This is a genomic window from Flavobacterium sp. 22659 (assembly GCF_052044235.1).
Classification (GTDB): Bacteria; Bacteroidota; Bacteroidia; order Flavobacteriales; family Flavobacteriaceae; genus Flavobacterium; species Flavobacterium johnsoniae.
In genome coordinates this window covers 79,511-101,630 of record NZ_JBQEMU010000023.1, presented here as the reverse complement: position 1 = coordinate 101,630, position 22,120 = coordinate 79,511, and the positions used below count along the sequence as shown (strand labels likewise).

Here is a 22,120-nt window from a genome sequence, read left to right as displayed (position 1 = left end):
GCTGTATCACTGCATTGCAAAGTAACATTTAACGCATTTGCCTGAGTTGTCCAAGTCGGTGCAGTAGTATCTTGGATTGTAATTGTCTGTAAAGCTGTAACATTTCCACAGCCAGTAGTAACTTTAAATGTTCGGGTTACTATTGTTGGGCATGTTCCTGATGCAGTATCAGAGTAGGATATAGTATAACTTCCAATCAAAGAACTGTTAGACAATGATCCGCCGGCGGTGTTTAATTGTGCAAGAGTAATATTGCTGCTGGCAGTACTATACGGAAGTCCGGTTATTGCTGCTGTGCTGCATCCAGAAATATTTGCATTTGCAGGTGCGATAAGCGCAGCTGCCGGACTTATTGATACAGTAGAATCTGCTGAAGTTAATTCACAATTTGTAACCCCATTTTTCACCTTTACTTTATAAACCCCGCTCGCTGTTGCTGTAAGGGTAGAAGAAGTTTGTCCCGGTAATACAGCATTGTCTTTATACCAAACATAGGTTGGAGAAGAAGCGTTAGTAGAAGCTGTCAAAGTTGTAGATCCGCATGCCGTTAAAACACCTGTAATTACGGGTGCACACGGAACAAAATAACTTGGACTGCTGATCGCCTTTGAATCATTAGCACAGGACGAATTTTGATAATTCAAAGTAGAAGTGCTTACAGTTTGATTGCCGCAGGCGCTTCCGGTTGGAGTCAGCTGATACGTTAAAGAAATCGTTTCAGAGTTTAAAAAATCAGTATTCCATGTAATCACTTGTCCAGATAACGAAGCTGTTCCTTTGGTTGTTGTTATTCCTCCAATAGTAAAACCAGGAATAATAGTTTCTTTTGCAATCAGACTTTGAGCAATCCATGAAATCTGAGTAGCAATCTGATTGTAGATTGCAGTCAAATTAGCACCGCTTTGTGTAATATATGCGGCGCTTCCCTGAATATTGTCCAGAGTATATTTAGCAATATTCTGATCGCTGTTGTTGGTGTTAATGTTACCACTGATACCGCCAAAAAGCCCCACAGAAAAAACCTGATTGTTATAAACAACACTAGATTTTGTAGTTGTTTTGGCATTTGTTGCCGCATTTATAGCATCAGTAACACATTGCGATGTTTTACTCACATTACAGTTTGTATTACCACTAGTACCTGTTACGTTTGTAACTCCATCAGTCAGTAAAATTATAGCTCTTGCAGTGCTGCAGTCAAATCGGCCGTTAGTTTCCAATTCAGTTTCAGATCTCACAATTCCAGCATAAATGTTGGTAGAATTAGTGGCCTGCAAAGCATTAATTTGATTTGTTATCTGTGTTACACCTGTTGCATTCAAATAAGTTAAACCTATTTTTAGGCTGGCAGTTGTACTGTACGCAACAATTGCAATTCGGTTTTGCGGATTTGCTTTTGCCTGATTTAGAAATGCCAATGCGGCATCTTTGGCATAATCCATCGAGGTTTTAAAATCTCCCGAAATAGTATTACCCATACTTCCGGATATGTCAATAGCCAGAACTACATCTGAATTTCGGGTAATTGGGTTTGCACCTGTAATATCGACTTTAACATCAATAATACCGCAATTGCCAGCATTTGCCGTTACAGTTTTGTTTGTTGTTATTGTTTGTGCTAAACCTATCGATGATGTCAGAAGAAATAATACAACAAATTGTATTTTTTTTATATCTCGTAAAAAATTGTTTAAAAAAAGTAATTGTTTTTCCATTTTAAATCATTTTAAGGGTATACTTGATATATCTTATTTAATCATTAACCGGATTAATGATGTAAGTATGTAAAACAGCATCAACTGAATAGTTGCTGCAGTTTTTTGAAGCAGCTGTAATCTTATTGCAAGACCATTTTTGTGTCGAAGTACCGGCAGGAACTGTAACGTGGATATAAAAATTTACAGATTCACCTGCGCTTAGCGTTATTTCACTTAGAGAGTTTCTTTCAGAATTAATAAAATCAGTATTGATTATGACATTTCCTGCGGTAGAACTTCCGTCTGTATTAGCACAAGAAGCATTTATATTCTTAGAACTTAAAACAAAAGTGTCTGTAGAAGAACTGTTGTTGGTCAGAACCATTGAGTAATACGTTCCATCGAGAGGAGTGCTCCTGATATTGCCATTATTTTCAACAATCAAAGATGCGCTGCACGAACCCGATTGAGCAAATGAAATTGTTGTAATTAAAAGAAAGAGTACAGACAATAAATTTTTCTTAAAAATATTTTTGAAAGAAAAAATGAACTTACAATTATTAACAAATTTCACCGCTTTTTTAAGATTAGTTGTAGTTCTCATAATTTAGGATTTTTGTTAGTGGTATTTCTCAAATTTTAACAGAATCAAAATTATATTAGAGTTTTTCTAATTAAATTTTTTTATCTGTAACTAACCTAAAAACTCGTTCAACTACTCTTTTTTTATCAAAAATTGACTCAAAAAAATATTTTTTTAACTTGTTTGATAAAAATTTTAGATTGATTTTTCTTTCATTTTTAATGAAAATGATGCAATTTGGTTTTATGTAAATAATTAATAATCAAATATTTAGTTAATTTATTGCTGATTTGCAAAAATCGACCAAATGTACATTTCGACGGATGAAGTACATTATTTTTGAAAATGGACAATTTTAATTTTTTGGATTGTTAAAGTTTTGCGGATAATTCATACTTGTTAAAATTTCACCAGAATGTTAACAGAATTAAAAAAAAGAGTAGTATTAAAATATCTTTTGTAAATTAGAACTTCAATAAAATTGCAGTAGTTTTCTGCGGTTTTTAAACCCTTTGTTTATGAAAAATTTAATTTTAATACGTCATGCAAAATCAAGTTGGGAAGCACCTTTAAAAGATTTCGACAGACCTTTGCAAAAAAGAGGAATCTTAGATGCGCATGAAGTTTCTACTCATATTTCAAAATATCTTCCTAAAACCTATATAGTATGGAGCAGTACTGCTGCACGTGCCTCAGAAACTGCTTTAATCTTTGCTCAAAACATTTCATATCCTATAGACAGCATAGTTTACAGAGATGATTTGTATACTTTTGATGAAAGACAACTCGAAAAGGTTATTAAATCTTGTGATAATAGTTTCGAAAGCGTTATTCTTTTCGGACATAACGAGGCTATTACAAATTTTGTTAATAAATTTGGAGATGTTTTTATTGATAATGTTCCAACTTCCGGCTTTGTATCACTGCAATTTGATTCAGACAGCTGGGACACAATCGATAAAGGCAAAACCAATAAAACTATATTCCCCAAAGACTTAAAATAATTACAGTGTACGAACAGAAATATATCGATAGAGAAAAAAGCTGGTTAGCGTTTAATGCAAGAGTACTTCAGGAAGCGGCAGATAATACCGTTCCTCTTTTAGACCGACTGCGATTTGTTGGAATTTTTTCAAACAATTTAGATGAGTTTTTTAGAGTTCGATATGCTGCTATTCGCAGATTAAGTCTTTCCGGTATTTCCGGAGAAAAATATTTAGGCGGAATTTCTGCTCATCAATTAATTAAAGATATTACCGAAATTGTAATTCAACAGCAATCTGAAAGTTTACGCATTCTGGGTAATATTGAAAGTGAGCTCGAAGCCGAAAACATTTTTATTATTAACGAAGATCAGGTAACACCAAAACAAGAATGTTTCCTAAAGGACTTTTTTATGCAAAAATTAAGTCCAGAATTGGTAACCATCATCTTAAATGATTTGGCCGTTTTTCCTATTTTAAAAGATACAGCAGGATATTTGGCAGTTCGATTAGAATTAAAAACCGATGAGGTTCGTTATGCCTTAATTGAAATTCCTAAAACCATCAACAGATTTGTAGTTCTTCCATCTGAAGATGAAAAACAATACGTAATCTTAATTGATGATGTAATTCGTTTAAAACTAAAAAATATCTTCAATATATTTGATTATAAGAGTGTTTCGGCACATATGATCAAAATTACCAGAGATGCACAATTGGATATCGATAGCGATTTGAGTAAAAGTATGCTCGAAAAAATTGCTTCATCAGTAAAAGACCGCCGAATAGGAGAACCAGTTCGTTTTATTTACGACAGCCTAATCGAAGAAGACACTCTGCGTTTCTTTTTAGATAAAATGAAAATTGTAGAAACCGACAGTATAATTCCGGGAGGAAGATATCATAACCGCCGCGATTATATGGATTTTCCCAATCTCGGACGTTACGATTTATTGTACAAACCAAACGAGCCATTGCCGGTTCCGGGTTTAAGTCTTGATGGAAGTATATTAGAGAAAATCTCTAAAAAAGATTATTTGGTGCATGCGCCTTATCAGTCATTTGCTTATCTAACTAAGTTTTTGCGTGAAGCTGCCTTAGATCCAAAAGTAACCAGTATTAAAATTACACTTTACCGTCTGGCAAAAAACTCTCAGATTATCAGTTCATTAATAAATGCTGCCAAAAACGGAAAACGTGTGGTAGTACAAATTGAACTTCAGGCACGTTTTGACGAAGCTTCGAATATTTCTTATGCTGAGCAGATGCAGACCGAAGGAATCGAACTTATTTTTGGAATAAAAGGATTAAAAGTACACAGTAAAATTTGTGTAATCGAAAGAACCGAAGATGGAAAAAACCGTCGTTACGGATTTATTTCAACAGGAAACTTTAACGAATCGACTGCTAAAATTTATACCGATGTAACACTTTTTACCTGCCATCAGGGAATTTTAAAAGATACCTCTAAAATATTCGAGTTTTTCGACATCAATTATAGAGTACACCGATACAAACATTTAATTGTTTCGCCTCATTACACAAGAACCAAATTCGTAAAACTAATAGATCGTGAAATTCTTCATGCTCTGGCTGGAAGAAAAACATTTATTAAGTTAAAAATGAATAGTTTGTCAGACTTTAAAATGATTGATAAATTATACGAAGCAAGTAATGCAGGAGTAAAAATTCAGTTAAATGTAAGAGGAATTTGCTGCTTGATTCCGGGAATTCCGGGAATGAGCGAAAATATTGAAGCCATAAGCATTGTCGATAATTATTTAGAACATACAAGAGTATACATTTTTGGAAATGCCGGCCTAAACGAAGTATATATTTCTTCTGCCGATTTTATGACCAGAAATCTTGACGGAAGAGTAGAAGTAACCTGTCCGGTTTACGATCACGAAATCAAAAAAGAATTAATCGACAATTTCAATATCGCCTGGAAAGGAAACGTAAAAGTAAGATATCATTCATACAAATTAGATAATAAATATAAGCCTCGAAACCATCATGCCCCATTTAGAGCACAATTTGAAACCTATAAATATTATCAAAATAAAGTAGCAGTACTGGAAGAGGTTTCTCAAAAAGTAAACTAAATAATTAAAAAATTCAATTACAAAATCATAAGTGAGCATGATTAAAATTAGGAAATTTGCAGCAATAGATATCGGTTCAAATGCCATGAGGCTGTTGATATCAAATGTTGTAGAACAAGATGGAAAAGAACCCCAGTTTAATAAAAGTTCGCTTGTTCGTGTGCCAATTCGTTTGGGACAAGATGCCTTTACAGTAGGCGAAATATCACCAGAAAATATAGATAGAATGGTTGATGCCATGAAAGCATTCAACCTTTTAATGAAAGTACATAAAGTAGAACGCTATATGGCATTTGCAACTTCGGCAATGCGTGAAGCGTATAATGCTAAAGAAGTTGTGGCTTTAATTAAGAAAAAAGCCGACATAAAAATTGAAATTATTGATGGTAAAAAAGAAGCTGCAATTATAGCTTCTACAGATTTACATCATTTAATAAAATCTGATGAAACTTATCTTTTTGTTGATGTTGGCGGAGGAAGCACCGAATTTACGTTGTTCTCTGATGGAAAAATGATCAATTCAAGATCTTTTAAAGCAGGAACCGTTCGTTTATTAAATAATATGGTTCACGATGTGGTTTGGGATGAAATTGAAAAATGGATTAAAACCAACACAGCAGATTATGAAGAAGTTACCCTGATTGGATCTGGAGGAAATATCAACAAATTGTTTAAAATGTCTGGAAAGCAGCAGGAAAAACCGCTTTCGTACATTTATATTAACTCGCAGTATGCCTTTTTAAATTCATTGACTTACGAACAAAGAATCGCCGAATTAGGTTTGAACTCTGACCGTGCCGACGTAATCATCCATGCAACCCGTATTTACTTAAATGCAATGAAATGGAGCGGCGCACGCCAGATTTATGTACCAAAAATTGGACTTTCGGACGGAATTGTAAAAGCAATGTATTACGGTAAAATTTAATATCAGAATATTTTTTGCCGCGAATTACACGAATTTTCACGAATTATTTTTAAGAAAATAAAATAGTGCAAATTCGTGTAATTCGCGGCATTCTATTTAAAACAATATTTATAATGAAATCAGTTTTTCAGTCCATACAAGATTTCTCCAAAGATGAATTGTCTCTTTTAGATGATTTGATAACTTTTCGCATGCTTAAAAAGGGAGAATTTTTGCTGACTGAAAATCAGGTTTGCAATGAAATAGTATTTATAAAAAAAGGAATTTTACGTTCCTTTTTTTTGAATCATAAAGGAGACGAAATTACGAACTGTTTTGCTTTCGAAAATGAATTTATGGCTTCATTTGCCAGCTTTATTACACAAGAGAAAGCAGAAGAAAATGTTCAGGCTTTAGTCGATACACAATTGCAGGTTTTAGATCGAAAAGCTTTAGAGAAACTGTATCAAGCCAGCATTAACTGGCAGGAAACCGGAAGAAAATTGACGGAAATGGAATTTGTAAATCTTCAAAAAAGAATGGTTTCATTTCAAAAATTATCGGGCGCACAGCGTTATGAAGAGCTGTATAAAAATCATCAAAAATATCTGCAGTTAATTCCGTTGCAATATCTGGCTTCCTATTTAGGAGTTACGCCAAGGCACTTAAGCCGAATTCGAAAAGCAATGGTTTGATTTTTTATTTCCCGCTTATTAATAGTTTTTTTTTTGTAAAAATATTCTTTAAAAATAAAACTGCTAAATCTACGTTAAACATTAAAATTTAAATAAGTTTTTTAGGACATTTGTCCAGTAGAATAAATAAGCCGAGTGGTATTTTTGAAAAAAAATAATATGAAAAAGATCTTGATCATAAATGGGCATCCAAACCCTGACAGTTTTAATTTTGCTATTGCAGAATCTTATAAAAAAGGTGCAGACGCTTCTGGAGCACAAGTAGAAACAATAACAATTGCGGATTTAAACTTCAATCCCAATTTAAAATTTGGTTACCAAAAACGAACTGAATTAGAACCTGATTTACTCGAATCATGGGAAAAAATAAAAAGAGCCGATCATTTAGTATGGATTCATCCTGTTTGGTGGGGCGGACTTCCGGCAGTTGCAAAAGGATTTATTGATCGTTTGTTTTTACCCGGAATGGCTTTTCAGTATCGTGAAAACTCCGTTTGGTGGGATAAATTGCTCAAAGGTAAAACGGCACATATTATAACAACTTTAGATCAGCCCGGATGGTTTTATAGATTGTCTTTTGGCAGACCAAGCGTAAATCAGTTAAAAAAATCAACTCTGGGATTTTGCGGTGTAAAACCCGTAAAAGTCAGTTACATCGGAATTATTAAAAATTCTGATGAAAATCAAAGAAAAAAATGGCTCGAAAAAGTATATAATTTCGGTATTCGAAATAAATAAAAAGCAGTGTAGAATTAATCTTTTAAATCCAATCCAAATGTTGAACGCAAAAGCTCGATGTTTGGATTGATTTCTAAGAAACGATTGTAACGGTCTTGATTATTGTAACTTCTTTTAGCTTCAACTTTTTCGTTTACAATTACTTCTATCGTAATATCATGATTGTGTAAATGTCCTTTTAAATGTCCTAATAACCCGTTCATCTGACTTTCAAACTCCAGTTTTGATCCTTCATTTGGCAGTTCGTAACTAATTCTGGTTCCTTCTAAAACAGGATCGCTGATAAGTAATATCGATTCCATGATTTTTAGGCCTTTTTGACCTAAACGTTCAGCATATTTATTCCAGTGAAGACGCATGTCAGTTTCGTTAAATTCCTCTGTAGGTAATACAGATGATGGTTTAACATAACTCTTACTGCTTTCTTCCATTTCTTTTTTCTTTCGAATACTTGCTAAAGAAAATGCAGAAACTTTAGGTTCTCCGCCTATTTCTGCTCTTGGAGTTACAGGAGTTTCAACTTTTGGAGTTTCCACGACAGGAGTTTGCGCTGCAGTATTTACAACAGACGTATCATTGTCATTTCTATTTTGACTGACATTGCTATTTTCTTCCTTATTTGGAGTTTGAGATTTTAAATTTGGAACTTCAACAATTGAAAAACTTCCATTTTTATAATAAGTGGGCGGAATTATGAATTGCTCAACTTTTTTTTTTCTCCATCAAAGTTGATAGAGGCCAATTGCATCAAACATAATTCAACTAAAAGACGCTGATTTTGACTTAATTTGTATTTCAGGTCGCAGTCGTTTGCAATGTCAATTCCTTTTAATAAAAATTCCTGAGAACACTTTTGAGATTGTACTCCGTACATCTGCTGTGCTTGTTCTCCAACTTCTAATAAAGCAATAGTCGAAGGTGTTTTGCTGACTAATAAATCTCTAAAATGAGACGCTAATCCGGCAATAAAATGATGCCCGTCAAAACCTTTTGCAAGAATATCGTTGTAAGCAATTAAAAGATCCGGAATTTTATTTTCAAGAATTAAATCTGTAACTGTAATATAGGTTTCGTAATCTAAAACATTTAAGTTTTCCGTTACAGCCTGACGTGTCAGGTTAGTACCGCAATACGAAACGACACGGTCAAAAATAGATAACGCATCACGCATTGCACCATCTGCTTTTTGAGCAATAATGTGTAATGCATCGTCTTCAAAATTGATTCCTTGACTTTCAGCAACATCTGCTAAATGTTCTTTAGCATCTTTAACTGTAATTCGTTTAAAATCAAAAATCTGACAACGTGATAAAATCGTTGGAAGGATTTTGTGTTTTTCTGTTGTAGCTAAAATGAAAATAGCGTGCTTTGGCGGCTCTTCTAATGTTTTAAGGAAAGCATTAAAAGCGGCAGAAGACAACATATGAACCTCGTCAATGATATATACTTTATATTGTCCTGTTTGCGGCGGAATTCTAACCTGATCGATAAGATTACGAATATCATCAACCGAGTTGTTTGAAGCAGCATCCAGCTCAAAAACGTTAAAAGCAAAATCTTCTGTAGGATCATCATATCCAGGCTGATTTATTTTTCGAGCCAAAATACGAGCGCAGGTTGTTTTACCAACTCCACGAGGTCCCGTAAATAAAAGAGCCGAAGCCAGGTGATTGCTTTCGATAGCGTTCAACAAAGTGTTGGTAATGGCTTTTTGTCCCACAACATCCTTAAATGTCTGTGGACGGTATTTACGAGCCGATACTACAAATTGTTCCATATTCTTTTTTATTCGATAGCAAATATAGGCTGAAAATTACCAAATCACAAATCTGAAAATCATAAATCTTAGAGAAGATTTTGAGTAGTTTGAATCTGAGCAAGTAACGTTATTTTTTAATTTCGAGTTTCAGAAATGAAAATAACTCATCATAGTAAACTTTATTTTTTTGTAATAATTGTATTTCTTTTTGATAAAGAAATCTTTAAGTTTGATAAGGTTAGTATAGATGTATCGCTAATCCAAATTATATATTAAAATGGAAGTATATCTCCGAACTTAAAATCGCAGTCAAATATTCTAAAGAGAATTAAGTCATGAAAAAACTGATTTCACAAATAATTATTTTTTTGCCTTTAATAATCTGTTCTCCACAAGTTAAATCTCAAAACATGAATTTTAATCAAACTAATTTTCAGAAAATAACAAATCAGTTTTCAGTAGAAGATTTTGAAAAAGTCAAAAGGTTTATATTGAAAAAAGGAAACAGAAAAACTTATCGAAATTACGACAACAATAATCCGTTTTATGGTTTTGGAAAATTCCAATCGTATTTAGGCTCTGATATTGGACAGCAAAACATCAACAATGATCCCAAATTGTCTGATTTTAATGAATTGACTTTAAAAGATAATAATCATTACTTCAAAATTCTGATTGTTAGAAAAGGAGATATTCAGGCTTCAAAAAAAGGTATTCAGACCGGAATGCTCGAAAATGAAGTATATTTTGTAGACAATTATCAAATTGAATTTAATAAAATCTCAGATTTGCTTACCAATTATTTAAAAATTCTTCAAAGTGCAGATTAATTCATTTGCACTGTAATTCTTCGTCTAAAATTCTCTTATAAGAAATTGCGGCTTGTTCTTTTACTGGAAAAGATATAAGAACCACAAGCACATCATATAAAGTTTTACTGGTTAATCTGGTTAATTTTAGATAGTTAATTATTAAAACAAATTGTTATGAAAATCAAATCAATTTTATTGGGAACGGGGCTTGCCTTTTCTTTATTGGCTTGCAGCGCTAAAGATGCTGATATTGAAAAAGAAATCAATGCAAAACTAAATGATACACCAGGAATACATGTAACAGTGCATGAAGGTGTTGCGACCATTGTGGGAACTTGTGATGATGATGCTTTCAAGAAAAACATTGAGAGTTCTGTTAAATCAGTTAAAGGAGTCAAAACTGTAATAAACAACTGCCAGATTCCAGAGCCAAATGTAGAACCAGCGGCAGCAGCTGTTATAATTAATTCTGATGCTGATTTAGATAAATCGGTACATAAAATTGTAGATGCTTATGATGGTGTAAGCGCAACAGTTGTGGGCGGTGTAATTACCCTTTCAGGAGAAATAAAAAGAGATAAACTACAGCCATTGATGCAGAGTTTACAAGAATTGAAACCCAAAAAAGTTGATAACAAATTAACTATTAAATAAAATTGTTATGAGTTTACAAGATAAATACAGAGAACTGACCAATTTAGCCGGCGATTTACAAATAGCCAATTTGCAGGTTAGAGAACAAGATAATGTGCTGTATATTGACGGTACAGCAAAATCTGCAGCAGATAAAGAAAAACTTTGGAATGCTTATGGAGAAATTGATCCGGATTATCGTTCTGGAGATGTAGTAATGAATATTGAAGTAGAAGAACACATTTCGAGAGAATATACAGTTGAAGTTGGTGATTCTCTTTCTAAAATAGGAAAAGCATATGGAGTTTCCTGGCAGGATATTTTTGAAGCCAATAAAGACATTATTTCAAACCCAGACTTAATTCAGCCAGGCTGGAAGTTGAAAATACCAACAGTATAAAGTTTTTTAAAAGTCCAATCTTAATTGATTTGGACTTTTTTATTTTAATTAGAAAAGTATTAACCTGATAAAGTTTTTTGATGTTACCAATTTTTGGTAATTTTACAGTCTTAAAAATAATTATGGGACGAAATACTTCAATATCACTGGGAAATCATTTCGAAAACTTTATTGAGAATAGTCTTTCTGAAGGAAGATATAAAAATGCTAGCGAAGTTGTGAGAGCAGGGTTACGTCTTTTAGAAGAAGAAGAAAATAAATTGTTAGTTTTAAAAAAAGCAGTTCAGGATGGAATAGAAAGCGGGCGTGCTGAAAATTTTGATCCGAAAAGACATCTTGAAAGTTTAAAAGCAAAGAAAAAAAATGGCTAAATATCATTTGACAAATAAAGCTGTCGAAGATTTAGCTGCTATTTGGAATTATACTTTTGATGAATGGTCAGAAAATCAGGCCGATAAATATTATCTTTTACTTTTAGATTCCTGTCAGGAAGCTGTGGAGAATCCCAGTCTTGGAAAGAAATATGATATTGTAACAGAGAAATTACTAGGTTATAAGTCTAATGAGCATATTCTTTTTTATCAGATTATTTCAGAAAATGAAATTGAAATAGTTAGAATACTTCACGGAAAAATGGATTTGAAAAGTAAATTTTAATTTTATCATTTCGACGAGAGAATAATACTATTTTCGTCGAAATGATAAAACTAAACACAGAGTATTAACTATCTTCCTCTAATACTCAAATCAAATAAAAATTGAGCAGTTTCCTGATCTGAATCTGCAGAAAACCCCGCAACATAAACGCCCTTTTTTCCGCTGCTGGACTTAATTCCGTATACAACTGCCTCATCTGCCGGGTCTGATTCCCCTTCGTATCGATACACATGAACAATTTCGAATTTTTCAGGATTTTTTTTAATCAAATCAGCATTTCGATTAAAATCGCATGTAAATCCTTTTTCATTCAATTGATCTAAAGCCTTTGAGACAGTTGCGTAATGATACATTCTTTTCATGATAACTGAATTTAAAATTATAGATTTTTAAAGATAACTATTTTAAAATTAAAAAGTTATGATAAAACTCATAAAATCTGAAATTTAAAATCAATATAGTTAGGTGATAAAATTGTACTTTTGCCGCGCAGACCGCCTTATCGCCGTTCCAATTTATTGGGAGGGAGGAAAGTCCGGACACCACAGAGAAGCATAGCGGGTAACGCCCGTCGGTTCCGATTTCAATCGGGATTAGGACAAGTGCAGCAGAAAGTATGTACAGGTAATGCTGTAGTGAAACCAGGTAAACTCTATGCGGTGAAATACCAAGTATATCAGCATTTAAGGGCTTCTCGTCCGTTGTTGAAGGGTAGGTAGCTTGAGTTCCGGAGTAATTCGGAATCTAGATAAATGATAAGGCCTTGATTTATCAGGGACAGAATCCGGCTTACAGGTCTGCATTTTTTATATATTTGTGAAACTATCTTAACCCTTTTTCATGAATATAAACACTCCAAATCCTTCATCAAAAGCCAGTAAAAGCATTTTTCATGCTATAATTACCAACCTTACTTTTTGGGTTTTGATTGCTATTCTTGCTGGTGTTTTACTGGGACATTTTTCGCCGGAAAATGGTGTAAAAATGGAAATAGTGGGAAAAAGGTTCGTTGATCTTATTAAGCTTTTTATTGGCCCTATTATTTTCCTTACCATCGTTTTGGGAATTTCAGGAATGGGAAATCTAAAAAAAGTAGGCCGAATTGGTGTAAAAGCCCTGGGTTATTTTGAAGTAGTTTCGACAGTTGCTTTAGCAATTGGTGTAGCTGTAGCTTATATATTTCAACCCGGAAAAATTGACAAATCAGGATTAAGTTTAGGAGATGCAAGCCAATATACAAATGGAAGCGCAAAAGATTTTTCGTGGCTTCAGTTTTTCTTTTCAAATTTTACACTTCAGGTTTTATTAGCAGCAATTGTCTGCGGAATTGCTTTGAATTTTTATCAAAAAAGAGAACAGACTATTTTGGTTTTAGAGCGATTTTCAAAAGTTGTTTTTACGGGTTTAAAATATGTTATGTATCTCGCGCCAATTGGTGCTTTTGGCGGAATGGCCTATACAATTGGCAAGTTTGGATTAGCGACTTTAATTCCGCTTGGAAAATTAATGCTCTGCGTTTACCTTACAATGGCGCTTTTTGTATTTTTAATTTTGGGCAGTATTTTGAGATATTATAAAATAAATATTCTCTCGATTTTAAAATACATCAAAGAAGAACTACTACTGGTTTTAGGAACTTCATCTTCTGAAGCTGCTTTGCCCAGTATTATGGTAAAACTAGAAAGAATGGGCTGTAGTAAATCAGTTGTTGGATTGGTAATTCCAACAGGATATTCATTTAATCTCGACGGAACTTCGATTTACTTATCAATGTCTGTAATATTCCTTGCACAATTGTATGATGTGCATTTGAGTTTCTTCGAAATCCTGACTGTAATAGGTATTTTGATGATTACATCAAAAGGAGCAGCGGGAGTAACCGGAAGCGGTTTTATTGTTTTAGCGTCTACTTTAACAGCGTTGCATAAAATTCCTGTTGAAGGATTGGCTTTTTTACTGGGAGTCGATAAATTTATGAGTGAAGCCAGAGCCATTACAAACTTAATAGGAAATACTGTGGCAACCATTATAATTTCTAAAACAGAACGCGATTTTACGGAGCTGAATCTTGATCCGGTTTTGGAGTAGTTATTTTTTAGCTGCAAAGGTTCAAAGTTGCAAAGGTGCAAAGGTTTAAAGATATAAAAGAACAAAGCCATTAAAACTCTGCCCCTTTGTACCTTTGCACCTTTGGCACTTATTTTTAAGATTCATCCTTTGTAGTTCGCACAAGGCTTATTCCTGATGTGAAAAAGACAATTCCTAATATTCCGTAAATAATAAGCGATTTAATATCTCGTGTTCCGCCGCCAGTGTTTGCAAAAATAACGGCTGTATAAATAAGTCCTACAATTCCGAGAATGGTAAGTAACCCGCCGAAAAATCTTTTTAGGTTCATGATTTTGAATTTTAAAGTTACTCAAATGTATAATTGTTTTATTATGAATGTATTATACAATTGATTTTAAAATTTATATCATTTTCACGACCCTTATTATGTTTTTTCTATTTTAAATTCTAATCCAACATTTCGAACGCTTTCAATACTGATTTTTGGATCTGAATTAAAATATTTTCTAAGTCTGCTGATAAAAACATCCATGCTTCGTCCGGAGAAATAATCGTCTTTTTTCCAGACCGACATTAAAATCTGATCTCTTTTTAATAACTGATTGTGATTTAAATATAAATACTCAATAAGTGAAGCTTCTTTCTCTGTAAGCTGTTGAACGTGATTTTTAATATTAAGGGTTAAACGCTCGTTATCAAAAATATATGATCCTATTTCAATTGTATTATTTCCCTCCAGACTTCTCTTTTGTTCGATTCTCTTTAGGATATTCTGCAGGCGCAGCACCAGTTCGTCGACTTCAAAAGGTTTTACAATATAATCGTCTGCGCCTAGTTTTAAGCCAATGATTTTATCTTCTTTTAACTTTCTGGCCGTTAAAAAAATAAAAGGAATTTCGGGATTGATTGTAATTATTTTTTCGGCCAGTGAAAAACCGTCCAGTTTAGGCATCATTACATCGAAAACGCAAATATCAAAAGTTTGATTTTTAAAATAATCTAAAGCAATTTCGCCATTTTCTGCCCATATAACTTCAAATTGATGCAGTTCTAAATATTGTTTTAAGATTGCTGCAAAATCAAAATCGTCTTCGGCTAAAAGTAATCTTTTCAAAATAAGGTAATTAAACTTTTAATAAAATAGTAAATCGGGCTCCTTTTCCCAGGTCGCTGATAACGTTAACAGAGCCCTGATGCGCTTTTACAATTTGCGCTACATAATACAGTCCCAAACCTAAACCTTTTGTATTATGAAGGTTGCCTTGTTCTACGCGATAAAATTTTTCAAAAAGAAGCGCTTGTTTATTTTTAGAAATTCCAATGCCGTCATCCTCAATACTAATAGAAAACCGATCTTCAATTTGTTTCGTTTTTATCGTAATAGTATTTGAACCATATTTTACAGCATTTTCCAAAACATTTAAAAGAGCCGTTGTTAAATGAAACTTATCTAAAACGAGATTTGTTTTTTGAGTTTCAAAATGCGTCTGAATATGTATTTTGGGATAACCGATTTTAAAATCATTTACAATAGTCTGCAGAAAAACTTCGGTTTCAATTTTCTCTTTTTGCAGTTCAATTTCATTTTCTGCCAATGAATTTGCCATAACCTGATCGATCAGGCTTTGAAGGCGGTTGTTTTGACGTGAAATGGTATTGACAATACTATTAAAACTTTGGTCATTGTCGCGAATATTTTTCTGTTCCAGAATTTTAGTAGAAATTCCTAAAGTTGCCAAAGGCGTTTTGAGTTCGTGTGTAATATTATTGATGAAATCGGTTTTTACATCGCTCACTTTTTTCTGCTTAATTAGTGCTTTCAGCGCAATTACAAACAAAGTTATAAGCGTAAGAATCGACAGTAAAGACAAAACAAGAACAAAAGCCATTCGTCTTAAAATGATCATCTCCCAATCGATTACCGAAACGTACATCGAATCTTCTGTCAATAATTTATAATCCTGATTTTTAAAAGTTCCGTTTGTCGTGCCCACATAATTTCGAACCAAAAAGGCATGATTTAACGAAGCCAGATTTCCGTATAATTTGTTTTGAATAAAAGGCTTTTCAGAAAAAATAGTATCGGCCTTTTTTGTGTTTTGGTACAAAATGAATTTGTTAAGCACAATTGCAAAATCAATTTTAAAATTTGGCAGGTCTCTTTCAAATTTTCGTTGAATTTCTGCTGTTAATGCACTTCGGTATTCATTTTCTAAAATTCCGTTTTTAATATCAGTTTTAGATTTTTTTCCCTGAAAATATTTCTCTGATAAATTGGTATAAAGTGTTTCTTTTCTTGAAACTAAAACCGAATCAATATCGCTGTAATTATTTGAAATCTGAGCAATTTCATTTTTAATCTGAGTATGAAACTGCGCCACTTTATAATCATAAGTGGTTTTTACCAAATAGCATTGCACTGCAGACAGAACGACCAGCGCTGCAACTGAAAATGCGATTAATAAATTGATCCTTTGTTTCATATAGCTCACTGATTTTACAGATTGAACGGGTTTGCACAAATTATATTTAAACTAAATTTTAAAAAATAAACCGGCGTAAACCTGTTTAATCTGTAAAATTCGCGGCCCATTTCTTAATTCAAAAATACTGCTTTTACAACACAAAACAGCCGTTAACGCCGCATTAACCTTCAATTAACCTACGCAGGGCTTTTTTAGAAGCATTTTTGCATCATTATAAAATCAAAAACTTTTAAAAATGAACCTTTACCTGCCCTTAAAACTTCTCCTTATACTTTTGCTTTTTTGTCTTTCATTTGCCGCTAAGGCTCAAAATGAAACGCCAAAAGATTCCATTTCAAATGAGCAGTTAAATGAAGTTGTCATCACCCAAAACAAAAAAACGTTTACCAATACAAACGGAAATATAAAAGTAGATGTTGCTAATTCGGTTTATAATTCAATTCCAAATACAGTCGATTTACTTTCAAAACTGCCAACCGTTCAGGTTAGTTCAGATAAAGAAAATATCACGGTGATTGGTAAAGGAAATCCGCTGATCTATATAGACAGCCAAAAAGCAGGCATAAACGATTTGAATGCGTTAGATCCTGCTGATATTAAAACAATTGAAATTATACAAAATCCATCTTCTAAATATGAAGCCGAAGGACGATCTGTAATTTTAATTACTAGAAAGTTCAGCAAAAAAGAAGGGTTTAAAACGGATATTTCTGAAACCGCTTCTTTCAAGAAAAATTTCAATAATTATTTGGGAATTAATTCAACTTTCAAGAAAAGTAACTTTGAATGGAAAGCCAATTTTAATTACAATAGACTCAATCCGTGGGAAAGCCACAGTATTGATTATCAAATTCAAAACGCAGCTATTGCCTCTAAATATGATGTTTCGGCAGTCACAAAACGGAAACAATACAATTTTGGAGGCGGATTGTTTTATAAAATAAACGACGACGATTATTTCTCGTTTAATATCAATGCCAGACTTCGTGATGATACTTTTCCTATCAATACATTTACTTATAATAAAAATCAGGATCAGGAAAACAATGTTTTGACCCAGAGTGACAATTCGAGCAAAAAGAATTTTGTAAACTCGTTTCTTAATTATTCTAAGAAAATAAAAGCAATTAATACGCAGCTTTTTGCAGGATTTCAATATTCTAATTTTCAGCAGACTTTGCTGACGATGGTCGAAAATAATTATAATGAAACGGCATTTAATCTGGCTCAAAACAGAAAGCAAGACTTTAATGTTGATGTTTTTTCTGGAAGAATTGATCTGGAAAAAAAGTTTAAAAATGAAATGAACCTCGAATACGGCGGACTTTATTCAGCAGCAAAATCAAAATCAGATACTAATATTTTTGATTTTGAAAGAAATGAAAACACAGCTTTATATTATGATTTTAAAGAACAGAATACAGCCGCTTATGCCCAGTTATCCGGGAAAATTAAAAAGATCAGCTTTTCTGCCGGATTAAGAGCTGAAAATACAAATGTTATCGGAAAATATAAAACCGATTTTTCACCTTTAATTGATAAAAATTATACAAACGTTTTCCCAAAAGTACAGTTTTCTATGGCGGTTGACAGTACAAAAAACATCAGCTTAAATTATGCTAAAAGTATTTCGAGACCTAATTATTCGTCATTAAGTAATATTGCGACGTATATAAATCCGTATTTTATATATGCTGGAAATATTAATTTAGGACCTGCATTTGTTGATGAAATTTCGTCGACTTTTCAATATCATGACAAATCAGTAAAATTGAGTTTATATCAGGTTAAAAACCCGGTTTACAATAGTTTTTTATTTGATAAAGAACGAAATATAATGACTTTTAAAGATATAAATTTTGATAAGGAAACGGGTTTAAATGTTGATTTTGAACTTCCTTTTGCGTATAAATTCTGGACAACAACTAATTCTGTTATTTTTATTCTGGAAAAAGTACAAGATCCGTCGGCAGAGTTTTTAAAATCAAAACCGTATTTATATTATTATTCCAACAACGAATTCAAACTTCCAAAAGACTATACTTTTGTTTTAAGTTTTTGGGGGTTGACCAAACAATACAAAGGTGTTTTTGAAAGAAACCCAAGATTTGTAGTTGATATGGCTCTTTCGAAGAAATTTCTAAAAAAATGGAACTGCACTTTGAGCTGTAATAATGTATTTAAAAATGTAATTGAAACAGAAGAGTTTACAATTAATGATACGAGTTCAAAAGCACGCTATATAGTTGATGGACATGAGGTTTCAATTTCGGTTAAATATTCTTTCGGAAAAATTAAAGAAAGCGGTTTTAAAGAAAAAAGTGTAAATGAAAATGAAAACAGAATAAGATAGAAACAAAAATTCCCGTGAATCTCACGGGAATTTTTTTATAATGGTTAACCTTCGTCTTCTTCTTCGGCAACTTTTAAAGGTAAATCGCCTTCAAGTTCTTCATCATCATCTGTAGAATGCAGTTCGAAGAAACTAAAAAATGAACCTCCGTAACTTTTCTGGAAAGAAAAATTACTTAAATGCTCCATTTTAGTATATTTTGAATGTTCGATAATCATCATACCGTCTTCAGAAAGCAGTTCTTTTTCAAAAACAGTAAGAACGATTTTTTCAAACGCTGCCTGATCTAATCCGTAAGGCGGATCGGCAAAAATAATATCGTATGAAGTTTTGCAGTTTTCCAGAAATTTATAAACATCGCTTTTTGTAGCCGCAATGTCAAAATCGTATTCTGATGAAACTTGTTTAATGAATTTTACGCATCCAAAATCGCCATCGATAGAGGTAATAGGAGCGCTCCCGCGTGAAGCGAATTCATAACTTATATTACCGGTTCCCGAAAATAGATCTAAAACCTTTAAGCCGTCAAAACTAAAATGATTATTCAAAACATTAAACAATGCTTCTTTACTCATATCAGTCGTGGGTCTTACAGGAAGGTTTTTTGGTGGAAAAATCCGGCGCCCTTTGTATTTTCCTGAAATGATTCTCATGATTGAAATAAGATATAATGTTTTTGATTCTGAGCAGTTGTATAGTTGTTTCTTTCTTTTAAAGTGCTTACATCAAGAAAAGAAATATTACGAATGTATTTATAAGCAATCGCGTAAAATGGATCGTTTTGCTGTATTGTTCCCAGTAATTCCAGTTGAAAAATCTCAGGATTTAAATTTAACTGCTCGGCAGTAAAAAGAACGTAATAAATAAAATCTTCAGGAGTTTGGTATTCAAATGAGTTAAATAACAATAACTTTTGATTTTGCACTACGATAATTTCAAAATGATCCGGATTGAAATTTACGACCATTTTTTTCTCGTCGTTGTTTTTTGAAGCTTCGAGAACTTTCTCAACCAAAATACTGTTTACGTGTTTGTAATCAAACGAGCCGACATTGTCAATTAAAAAGTTATTTATGTTGATGTACGGAATGTAAACCGAATGCATTTCGTAATTTAAAATTTGATCGTAAGTAAAAAAATCAGTGTCAAATACTTTTGTGGTGTATTGCAGATAACTTCCTAAATAATCTTCATCAAATAAAGCAGTAGGCACAAAAGTCGAAAGGTTATTGTTGTGAATAACTAAAATATCATCATATGTTTCTTTTAATTCCGGATGGTTTTTAAAAGCCGAAGCATACAAATCTTCAATTTTATTTTGCTTTTGAGTGTCAAAAAGCACTTCATTAAAAGCTGTAATTGTATTGTTTAAAGTATCAAAACAACAAAATGAAAATCCGTTCAGTGAAACCTGAATCGAAAGTTTTTTATAATTTTTTGATGTGATATTTTTATTGTGTATTGACATAATTGATTTACAATTTGTTACCTTTTTTGTTTCAGGAATGAAATTTAAGGTGACCGCAAACTTACAAATAAAATAAATAACAATGTCAATTTCACTTTCAATGACAATTGTATCAATTAAATGCAATTTAAAAAATTAATGTTATAATAAAGTTAGTAAAATATTATTATTGTGCTTATTATCAATTGTATAGGTTGATTTGAGTTTTAGAATTTGTTTTTTTATTCTGATACTGAATTTAACAATTGCATTTTAGTTTAAGTTCTAATTGATTTTTGCAATTGGTATTGCGATTAAAAAGAACGAACTTTGTGTTTCAAATTTACCTTATGAATTCATCCGCATTTTACGGCGTTTTGCAAAGAAGATTTCCTTTTGCACCAACTTACAAACAGGATATTTTTTTTCAAAAAATTGCTATTTTTCTAACAGAACCGGCTAACGACACAATTTTTGTGCTGAAAGGATATGCCGGAACAGGAAAAACAACCGTGATTTCGACGATTGTAAATAATCTGGGTGATATTAATAAAAAGTTTGTCCTATTGGCACCAACAGGACGCGCGGCAAAAGTAATTGCCAATTATTCGAATACGGCTGCTTTTACAATTCATAAAAAAATATATTTTCCTAAAAAATCATCGGGTGGCGGTGTGGCTTTTACCAGACAAGTCAACAAACACAAAAACACCATTTTTATAGTCGACGAGGCTTCGATGATTTCAGACAGTACCTTAGACAGCGGTTCGCTTCTGGATGATTTGATTTCATATGTGTATTCTGGAAACAACTGCAAAATGATTCTTTTGGGAGATACGGCACAGCTTCCGCCGGTAAATTTAGACATCAGTCCGGCCTTAGATACCCATACTTTGGGCGTTCATTATGATAAAGAAATTGAACATATCGAACTTGACGAAGTTATGCGTCAGGAAGAAAGTTCCGGAATTTTATTTAACGCAACTGAATTAAGGGAATTATTAAAAGAAAGTTTTATTACTGAATTCAGATTCAATGTCAAAAAGTTCAAAGATATCGTTCGGTTAACAGATGGTTATGATATTCAAGATGCCATAAATACAGCATACAGCAATTATAGTATTGAAGATACGGCTTTTATTGTTCGTTCTAATAAAAGAGCAAACCAGTACAATGAACAAATTAGAACCCGAATTTTGTTTAAAGAAAGTGAACTTTCTGTTGGTGATTTTTTAATGGTTGTAAAGAACAATTATTTCTGGCTTAAAGAAACCGATGAAGCCGGATTTATTGCAAATGGTGATATTATTGAAGTTTTAGAATTATTTGGAATAAAAGAACTGTACGGATTTACTTTTGCGAAAGTAAAAATCAGAATGGTTGATTATCCTGATCAAAAACCTTTTGAAACAGTTTTGATTTTAGATACGATAAAAAGTGAATCTCCATCGTTAACATACGAAGAATCAAATCGTTTGTATGAAGAAGTGATGAAAGATTATGAAGATGAGCCAACAAAGTACAAAAGATTTCAAAAGGTTAAGGAAAACGAATATTTTAATGGTTTACAAGTAAAGTTTTCATACGCAATAACGTGTCATAAATCGCAGGGAGGGCAGTGGAATACGGTTTTTATAGAACAGCCGTATCTGCCAAATGGAATTGACCACGATTATATTCGATGGCTTTACACGGCCATGACTCGTGCCAAAAACAAATTGTATTTGATTGGTTTTAAAGACGAAAGTTTTGAAGAATAAAAACACAAATTTCACAGATTTGCACGAATTTTTTA

General features: G+C 32.7%; 23 protein-coding genes and 1 other RNA gene. 14 read left to right on the top strand and 10 right to left on the bottom strand.

The genetic code is table 11. The features are described from left to right. Both ACTJIW_RS19895 and ACTJIW_RS19890 read right to left on the bottom strand, forming a co-directional pair. Window positions 1–1,715 (bottom strand): VWA domain-containing protein (locus tag ACTJIW_RS19895; RefSeq protein WP_440718476.1); only part of this gene is annotated, 1,715 nt, incomplete at its 3' end. Between the two features lie 37 nt (window positions 1,716–1,752). Further along, complete coding sequence (locus ACTJIW_RS19890) at window positions 1,753–2,301, bottom strand: hypothetical protein (protein ID WP_433812654.1); 549 nt, start codon at window positions 2,299–2,301, stop codon at window positions 1,753–1,755. 497 nt (window positions 2,302–2,798) lie between these two features. On the opposite strand from ACTJIW_RS19890, the gene ACTJIW_RS19885 reads away from it, so the two are divergent. The 5 genes from ACTJIW_RS19885 (at window position 2,799) to ACTJIW_RS19865 (ending at window position 7,708) form a co-directional block, all read left to right on the top strand. Further along, window positions 2,799–3,284, top strand: a complete 486-nt coding sequence (locus ACTJIW_RS19885; RefSeq protein ID WP_012026501.1) for a SixA phosphatase family protein — start codon at window positions 2,799–2,801, stop codon at window positions 3,282–3,284. Between the two features lie 5 nt (window positions 3,285–3,289). Then, complete coding sequence (ppk1, locus tag ACTJIW_RS19880) at window positions 3,290–5,368, top strand: polyphosphate kinase 1 (RefSeq protein ID WP_440715822.1); 2,079 nt, start codon at window positions 3,290–3,292, stop codon at window positions 5,366–5,368. A gap of 37 nt (window positions 5,369–5,405) precedes the next feature. Next, complete coding sequence (locus ACTJIW_RS19875) at window positions 5,406–6,296, top strand: Ppx/GppA phosphatase family protein (protein WP_012026499.1); 891 nt, start codon at window positions 5,406–5,408, stop codon at window positions 6,294–6,296. 113 nt (window positions 6,297–6,409) lie between these two features. After that, window positions 6,410–6,970, top strand: a complete 561-nt coding sequence (locus tag ACTJIW_RS19870) for a Crp/Fnr family transcriptional regulator (RefSeq protein ID WP_440715821.1) — start codon at window positions 6,410–6,412, stop codon at window positions 6,968–6,970. A 159-nt stretch (window positions 6,971–7,129) separates the two neighbouring features. Then, window positions 7,130–7,708, top strand: coding sequence for an NAD(P)H-dependent oxidoreductase (locus tag ACTJIW_RS19865; protein WP_121362841.1), 579 nt, complete (start codon window positions 7,130–7,132; stop codon window positions 7,706–7,708). A gap of 14 nt (window positions 7,709–7,722) precedes the next feature. Here the strand turns inward: ACTJIW_RS19865 and ACTJIW_RS19860 are convergent, their stop codons facing one another. Together ACTJIW_RS19860 and dnaX are read right to left on the bottom strand one after the other, a co-directional pair. Then, window positions 7,723–8,244, bottom strand: coding sequence for a DNA polymerase III subunit gamma/tau (locus ACTJIW_RS19860; RefSeq protein ID WP_262410781.1), 522 nt, complete (start codon window positions 8,242–8,244; stop codon window positions 7,723–7,725). A 155-nt stretch (window positions 8,245–8,399) separates the two neighbouring features. Beyond that, on the bottom strand, window positions 8,400–9,485 hold the full coding sequence (gene dnaX / locus ACTJIW_RS19855) for a DNA polymerase III subunit gamma/tau (RefSeq protein ID WP_012026495.1): 1,086 nt from the start codon (window positions 9,483–9,485) through the stop codon (window positions 8,400–8,402). A gap of 392 nt (window positions 9,486–9,877) precedes the next feature. Between dnaX and ACTJIW_RS19850 the strand changes: the two genes are divergently transcribed. The 5 genes from ACTJIW_RS19850 (at window position 9,878) to ACTJIW_RS19830 (ending at window position 11,969) form a co-directional block, all read left to right on the top strand. Continuing rightward, a complete protein-coding gene (locus tag ACTJIW_RS19850; RefSeq protein WP_123875717.1) occupies window positions 9,878–10,297 on the top strand; it encodes a hypothetical protein in 420 nt (139 codons plus the stop codon). A gap of 156 nt (window positions 10,298–10,453) precedes the next feature. Continuing rightward, window positions 10,454–10,933: a BON domain-containing protein gene (locus ACTJIW_RS19845; RefSeq protein ID WP_012026493.1), complete on the top strand. Its 480-nt coding sequence runs from the start codon at window positions 10,454–10,456 to the stop codon at window positions 10,931–10,933. A 7-nt stretch (window positions 10,934–10,940) separates the two neighbouring features. Then, window positions 10,941–11,312, top strand: a complete 372-nt coding sequence (locus tag ACTJIW_RS19840) for a LysM peptidoglycan-binding domain-containing protein (protein ID WP_149206700.1) — start codon at window positions 10,941–10,943, stop codon at window positions 11,310–11,312. Between the two features lie 122 nt (window positions 11,313–11,434). After that, window positions 11,435–11,683, top strand: a complete 249-nt coding sequence (locus tag ACTJIW_RS19835; RefSeq protein WP_121360636.1) for a type II toxin-antitoxin system ParD family antitoxin — start codon at window positions 11,435–11,437, stop codon at window positions 11,681–11,683. Next, window positions 11,676–11,969 (top strand): type II toxin-antitoxin system RelE/ParE family toxin, encoded by a 294-nt coding sequence (locus tag ACTJIW_RS19830; RefSeq protein ID WP_149206701.1) that lies wholly within the window; start codon window positions 11,676–11,678, stop codon window positions 11,967–11,969. The genes ACTJIW_RS19835 and ACTJIW_RS19830 overlap by 8 nt, the downstream gene beginning before the upstream one ends. Before the next feature lie 68 nt (window positions 11,970–12,037). Here ACTJIW_RS19830 and ACTJIW_RS19825 read toward each other — a convergent pair whose 3' ends face one another. After that, on the bottom strand, window positions 12,038–12,331 hold the full coding sequence (locus ACTJIW_RS19825) for a hypothetical protein (RefSeq protein WP_012026489.1): 294 nt from the start codon (window positions 12,329–12,331) through the stop codon (window positions 12,038–12,040). 124 nt (window positions 12,332–12,455) lie between these two features. On the opposite strand from ACTJIW_RS19825, the gene rnpB reads away from it, so the two are divergent. Continuing rightward, window positions 12,456–12,777, top strand: an RNA gene (gene rnpB / locus ACTJIW_RS19820) — RNase P RNA component class A. Between the two features lie 32 nt (window positions 12,778–12,809). After that, window positions 12,810–14,057, top strand: a complete 1,248-nt coding sequence (locus ACTJIW_RS19815; RefSeq protein ID WP_440715820.1) for a cation:dicarboxylate symporter family transporter — start codon at window positions 12,810–12,812, stop codon at window positions 14,055–14,057. 115 nt (window positions 14,058–14,172) lie between these two features. Here the strand turns inward: ACTJIW_RS19815 and ACTJIW_RS19810 are convergent, their stop codons facing one another. From ACTJIW_RS19810 to ACTJIW_RS19800, 3 genes are all read right to left on the bottom strand, one after another. Then, window positions 14,173–14,367 carry a hypothetical protein gene (locus tag ACTJIW_RS19810; protein ID WP_274250779.1) on the bottom strand — a complete coding sequence of 65 codons (195 nt, stop codon included), beginning with the start codon at window positions 14,365–14,367 and terminating at the stop codon, window positions 14,173–14,175. 96 nt (window positions 14,368–14,463) lie between these two features. Continuing rightward, window positions 14,464–15,153, bottom strand: coding sequence for a response regulator transcription factor (locus tag ACTJIW_RS19805; protein ID WP_440715819.1), 690 nt, complete (start codon window positions 15,151–15,153; stop codon window positions 14,464–14,466). A gap of 10 nt (window positions 15,154–15,163) precedes the next feature. Next, window positions 15,164–16,522 (bottom strand): sensor histidine kinase, encoded by a 1,359-nt coding sequence (locus ACTJIW_RS19800; protein WP_440715818.1) that lies wholly within the window; start codon window positions 16,520–16,522, stop codon window positions 15,164–15,166. Window positions 16,523–16,760: 238 nt separating this feature from the next. Between ACTJIW_RS19800 and ACTJIW_RS19795 the strand changes: the two genes are divergently transcribed. Continuing rightward, complete coding sequence (locus tag ACTJIW_RS19795; protein ID WP_440715817.1) at window positions 16,761–18,878, top strand: TonB-dependent receptor domain-containing protein; 2,118 nt, start codon at window positions 16,761–16,763, stop codon at window positions 18,876–18,878. 44 nt (window positions 18,879–18,922) lie between these two features. Here ACTJIW_RS19795 and ACTJIW_RS19790 read toward each other — a convergent pair whose 3' ends face one another. Both ACTJIW_RS19790 and ACTJIW_RS19785 read right to left on the bottom strand, forming a co-directional pair. Then, on the bottom strand, window positions 18,923–19,531 hold the full coding sequence (locus ACTJIW_RS19790; protein WP_012026482.1) for an RsmD family RNA methyltransferase: 609 nt from the start codon (window positions 19,529–19,531) through the stop codon (window positions 18,923–18,925). After that, a complete protein-coding gene (locus tag ACTJIW_RS19785) occupies window positions 19,528–20,346 on the bottom strand; it encodes a DUF3822 family protein (RefSeq protein ID WP_440715816.1) in 819 nt (272 codons plus the stop codon). Before ACTJIW_RS19785 ends, ACTJIW_RS19790 begins: the two co-directional genes overlap by 4 nt. A gap of 329 nt (window positions 20,347–20,675) precedes the next feature. Here ACTJIW_RS19785 and ACTJIW_RS19780 point away from each other — a divergent pair, with 329 nt between their 5' ends. Continuing rightward, the gene (locus tag ACTJIW_RS19780) at window positions 20,676–22,085 is read left to right on the top strand and encodes an ATP-dependent DNA helicase (protein ID WP_073410953.1); all 1,410 of its coding nucleotides are present in this window, start codon (window positions 20,676–20,678) and stop codon (window positions 22,083–22,085) included. The last annotated feature ends 35 nt before the right edge of the window (window positions 22,086–22,120 follow it).

Coding starts and splice junctions, on each gene's coding strand:
- ACTJIW_RS19815 (WP_440715820.1), top strand. CDS start 12,810: ATGAATATAAACACTCCAAATCCTTCATCAAAAGCCAGTAAAAGCATT.
- ACTJIW_RS19810 (WP_274250779.1), bottom strand. CDS start 14,367: ATGAACCTAAAAAGATTTTTCGGCGGGTTACTTACCATTCTCGGAATT.
- ACTJIW_RS19870 (WP_440715821.1), top strand. CDS start 6,410: ATGAAATCAGTTTTTCAGTCCATACAAGATTTCTCCAAAGATGAATTG.
- ACTJIW_RS19875 (WP_012026499.1), top strand. CDS start 5,406: ATGATTAAAATTAGGAAATTTGCAGCAATAGATATCGGTTCAAATGCC.
- ACTJIW_RS19865 (WP_121362841.1), top strand. CDS start 7,130: ATGAAAAAGATCTTGATCATAAATGGGCATCCAAACCCTGACAGTTTT.
- ACTJIW_RS19785 (WP_440715816.1), bottom strand. CDS start 20,346: ATGTCAATACACAATAAAAATATCACATCAAAAAATTATAAAAAACTT.
- ACTJIW_RS19830 (WP_149206701.1), top strand. CDS start 11,676: ATGGCTAAATATCATTTGACAAATAAAGCTGTCGAAGATTTAGCTGCT.
- ACTJIW_RS19850 (WP_123875717.1), top strand. CDS start 9,878: ATGAATTTTAATCAAACTAATTTTCAGAAAATAACAAATCAGTTTTCA.
- ACTJIW_RS19835 (WP_121360636.1), top strand. CDS start 11,435: ATGGGACGAAATACTTCAATATCACTGGGAAATCATTTCGAAAACTTT.
- ACTJIW_RS19890 (WP_433812654.1), bottom strand. CDS start 2,301: ATGAGAACTACAACTAATCTTAAAAAAGCGGTGAAATTTGTTAATAAT.
- ACTJIW_RS19780 (WP_073410953.1), top strand. CDS start 20,676: ATGAATTCATCCGCATTTTACGGCGTTTTGCAAAGAAGATTTCCTTTT.
- dnaX (WP_012026495.1), bottom strand. CDS start 9,485: ATGGAACAATTTGTAGTATCGGCTCGTAAATACCGTCCACAGACATTT.
- ACTJIW_RS19825 (WP_012026489.1), bottom strand. CDS start 12,331: ATGAAAAGAATGTATCATTACGCAACTGTCTCAAAGGCTTTAGATCAA.
- ACTJIW_RS19840 (WP_149206700.1), top strand. CDS start 10,941: ATGAGTTTACAAGATAAATACAGAGAACTGACCAATTTAGCCGGCGAT.
- ACTJIW_RS19885 (WP_012026501.1), top strand. CDS start 2,799: ATGAAAAATTTAATTTTAATACGTCATGCAAAATCAAGTTGGGAAGCA.
- ACTJIW_RS19790 (WP_012026482.1), bottom strand. CDS start 19,531: ATGAGAATCATTTCAGGAAAATACAAAGGGCGCCGGATTTTTCCACCA.
- ACTJIW_RS19800 (WP_440715818.1), bottom strand. CDS start 16,522: ATGAAACAAAGGATCAATTTATTAATCGCATTTTCAGTTGCAGCGCTG.
- ACTJIW_RS19845 (WP_012026493.1), top strand. CDS start 10,454: ATGAAAATCAAATCAATTTTATTGGGAACGGGGCTTGCCTTTTCTTTA.
- ACTJIW_RS19795 (WP_440715817.1), top strand. CDS start 16,761: ATGAACCTTTACCTGCCCTTAAAACTTCTCCTTATACTTTTGCTTTTT.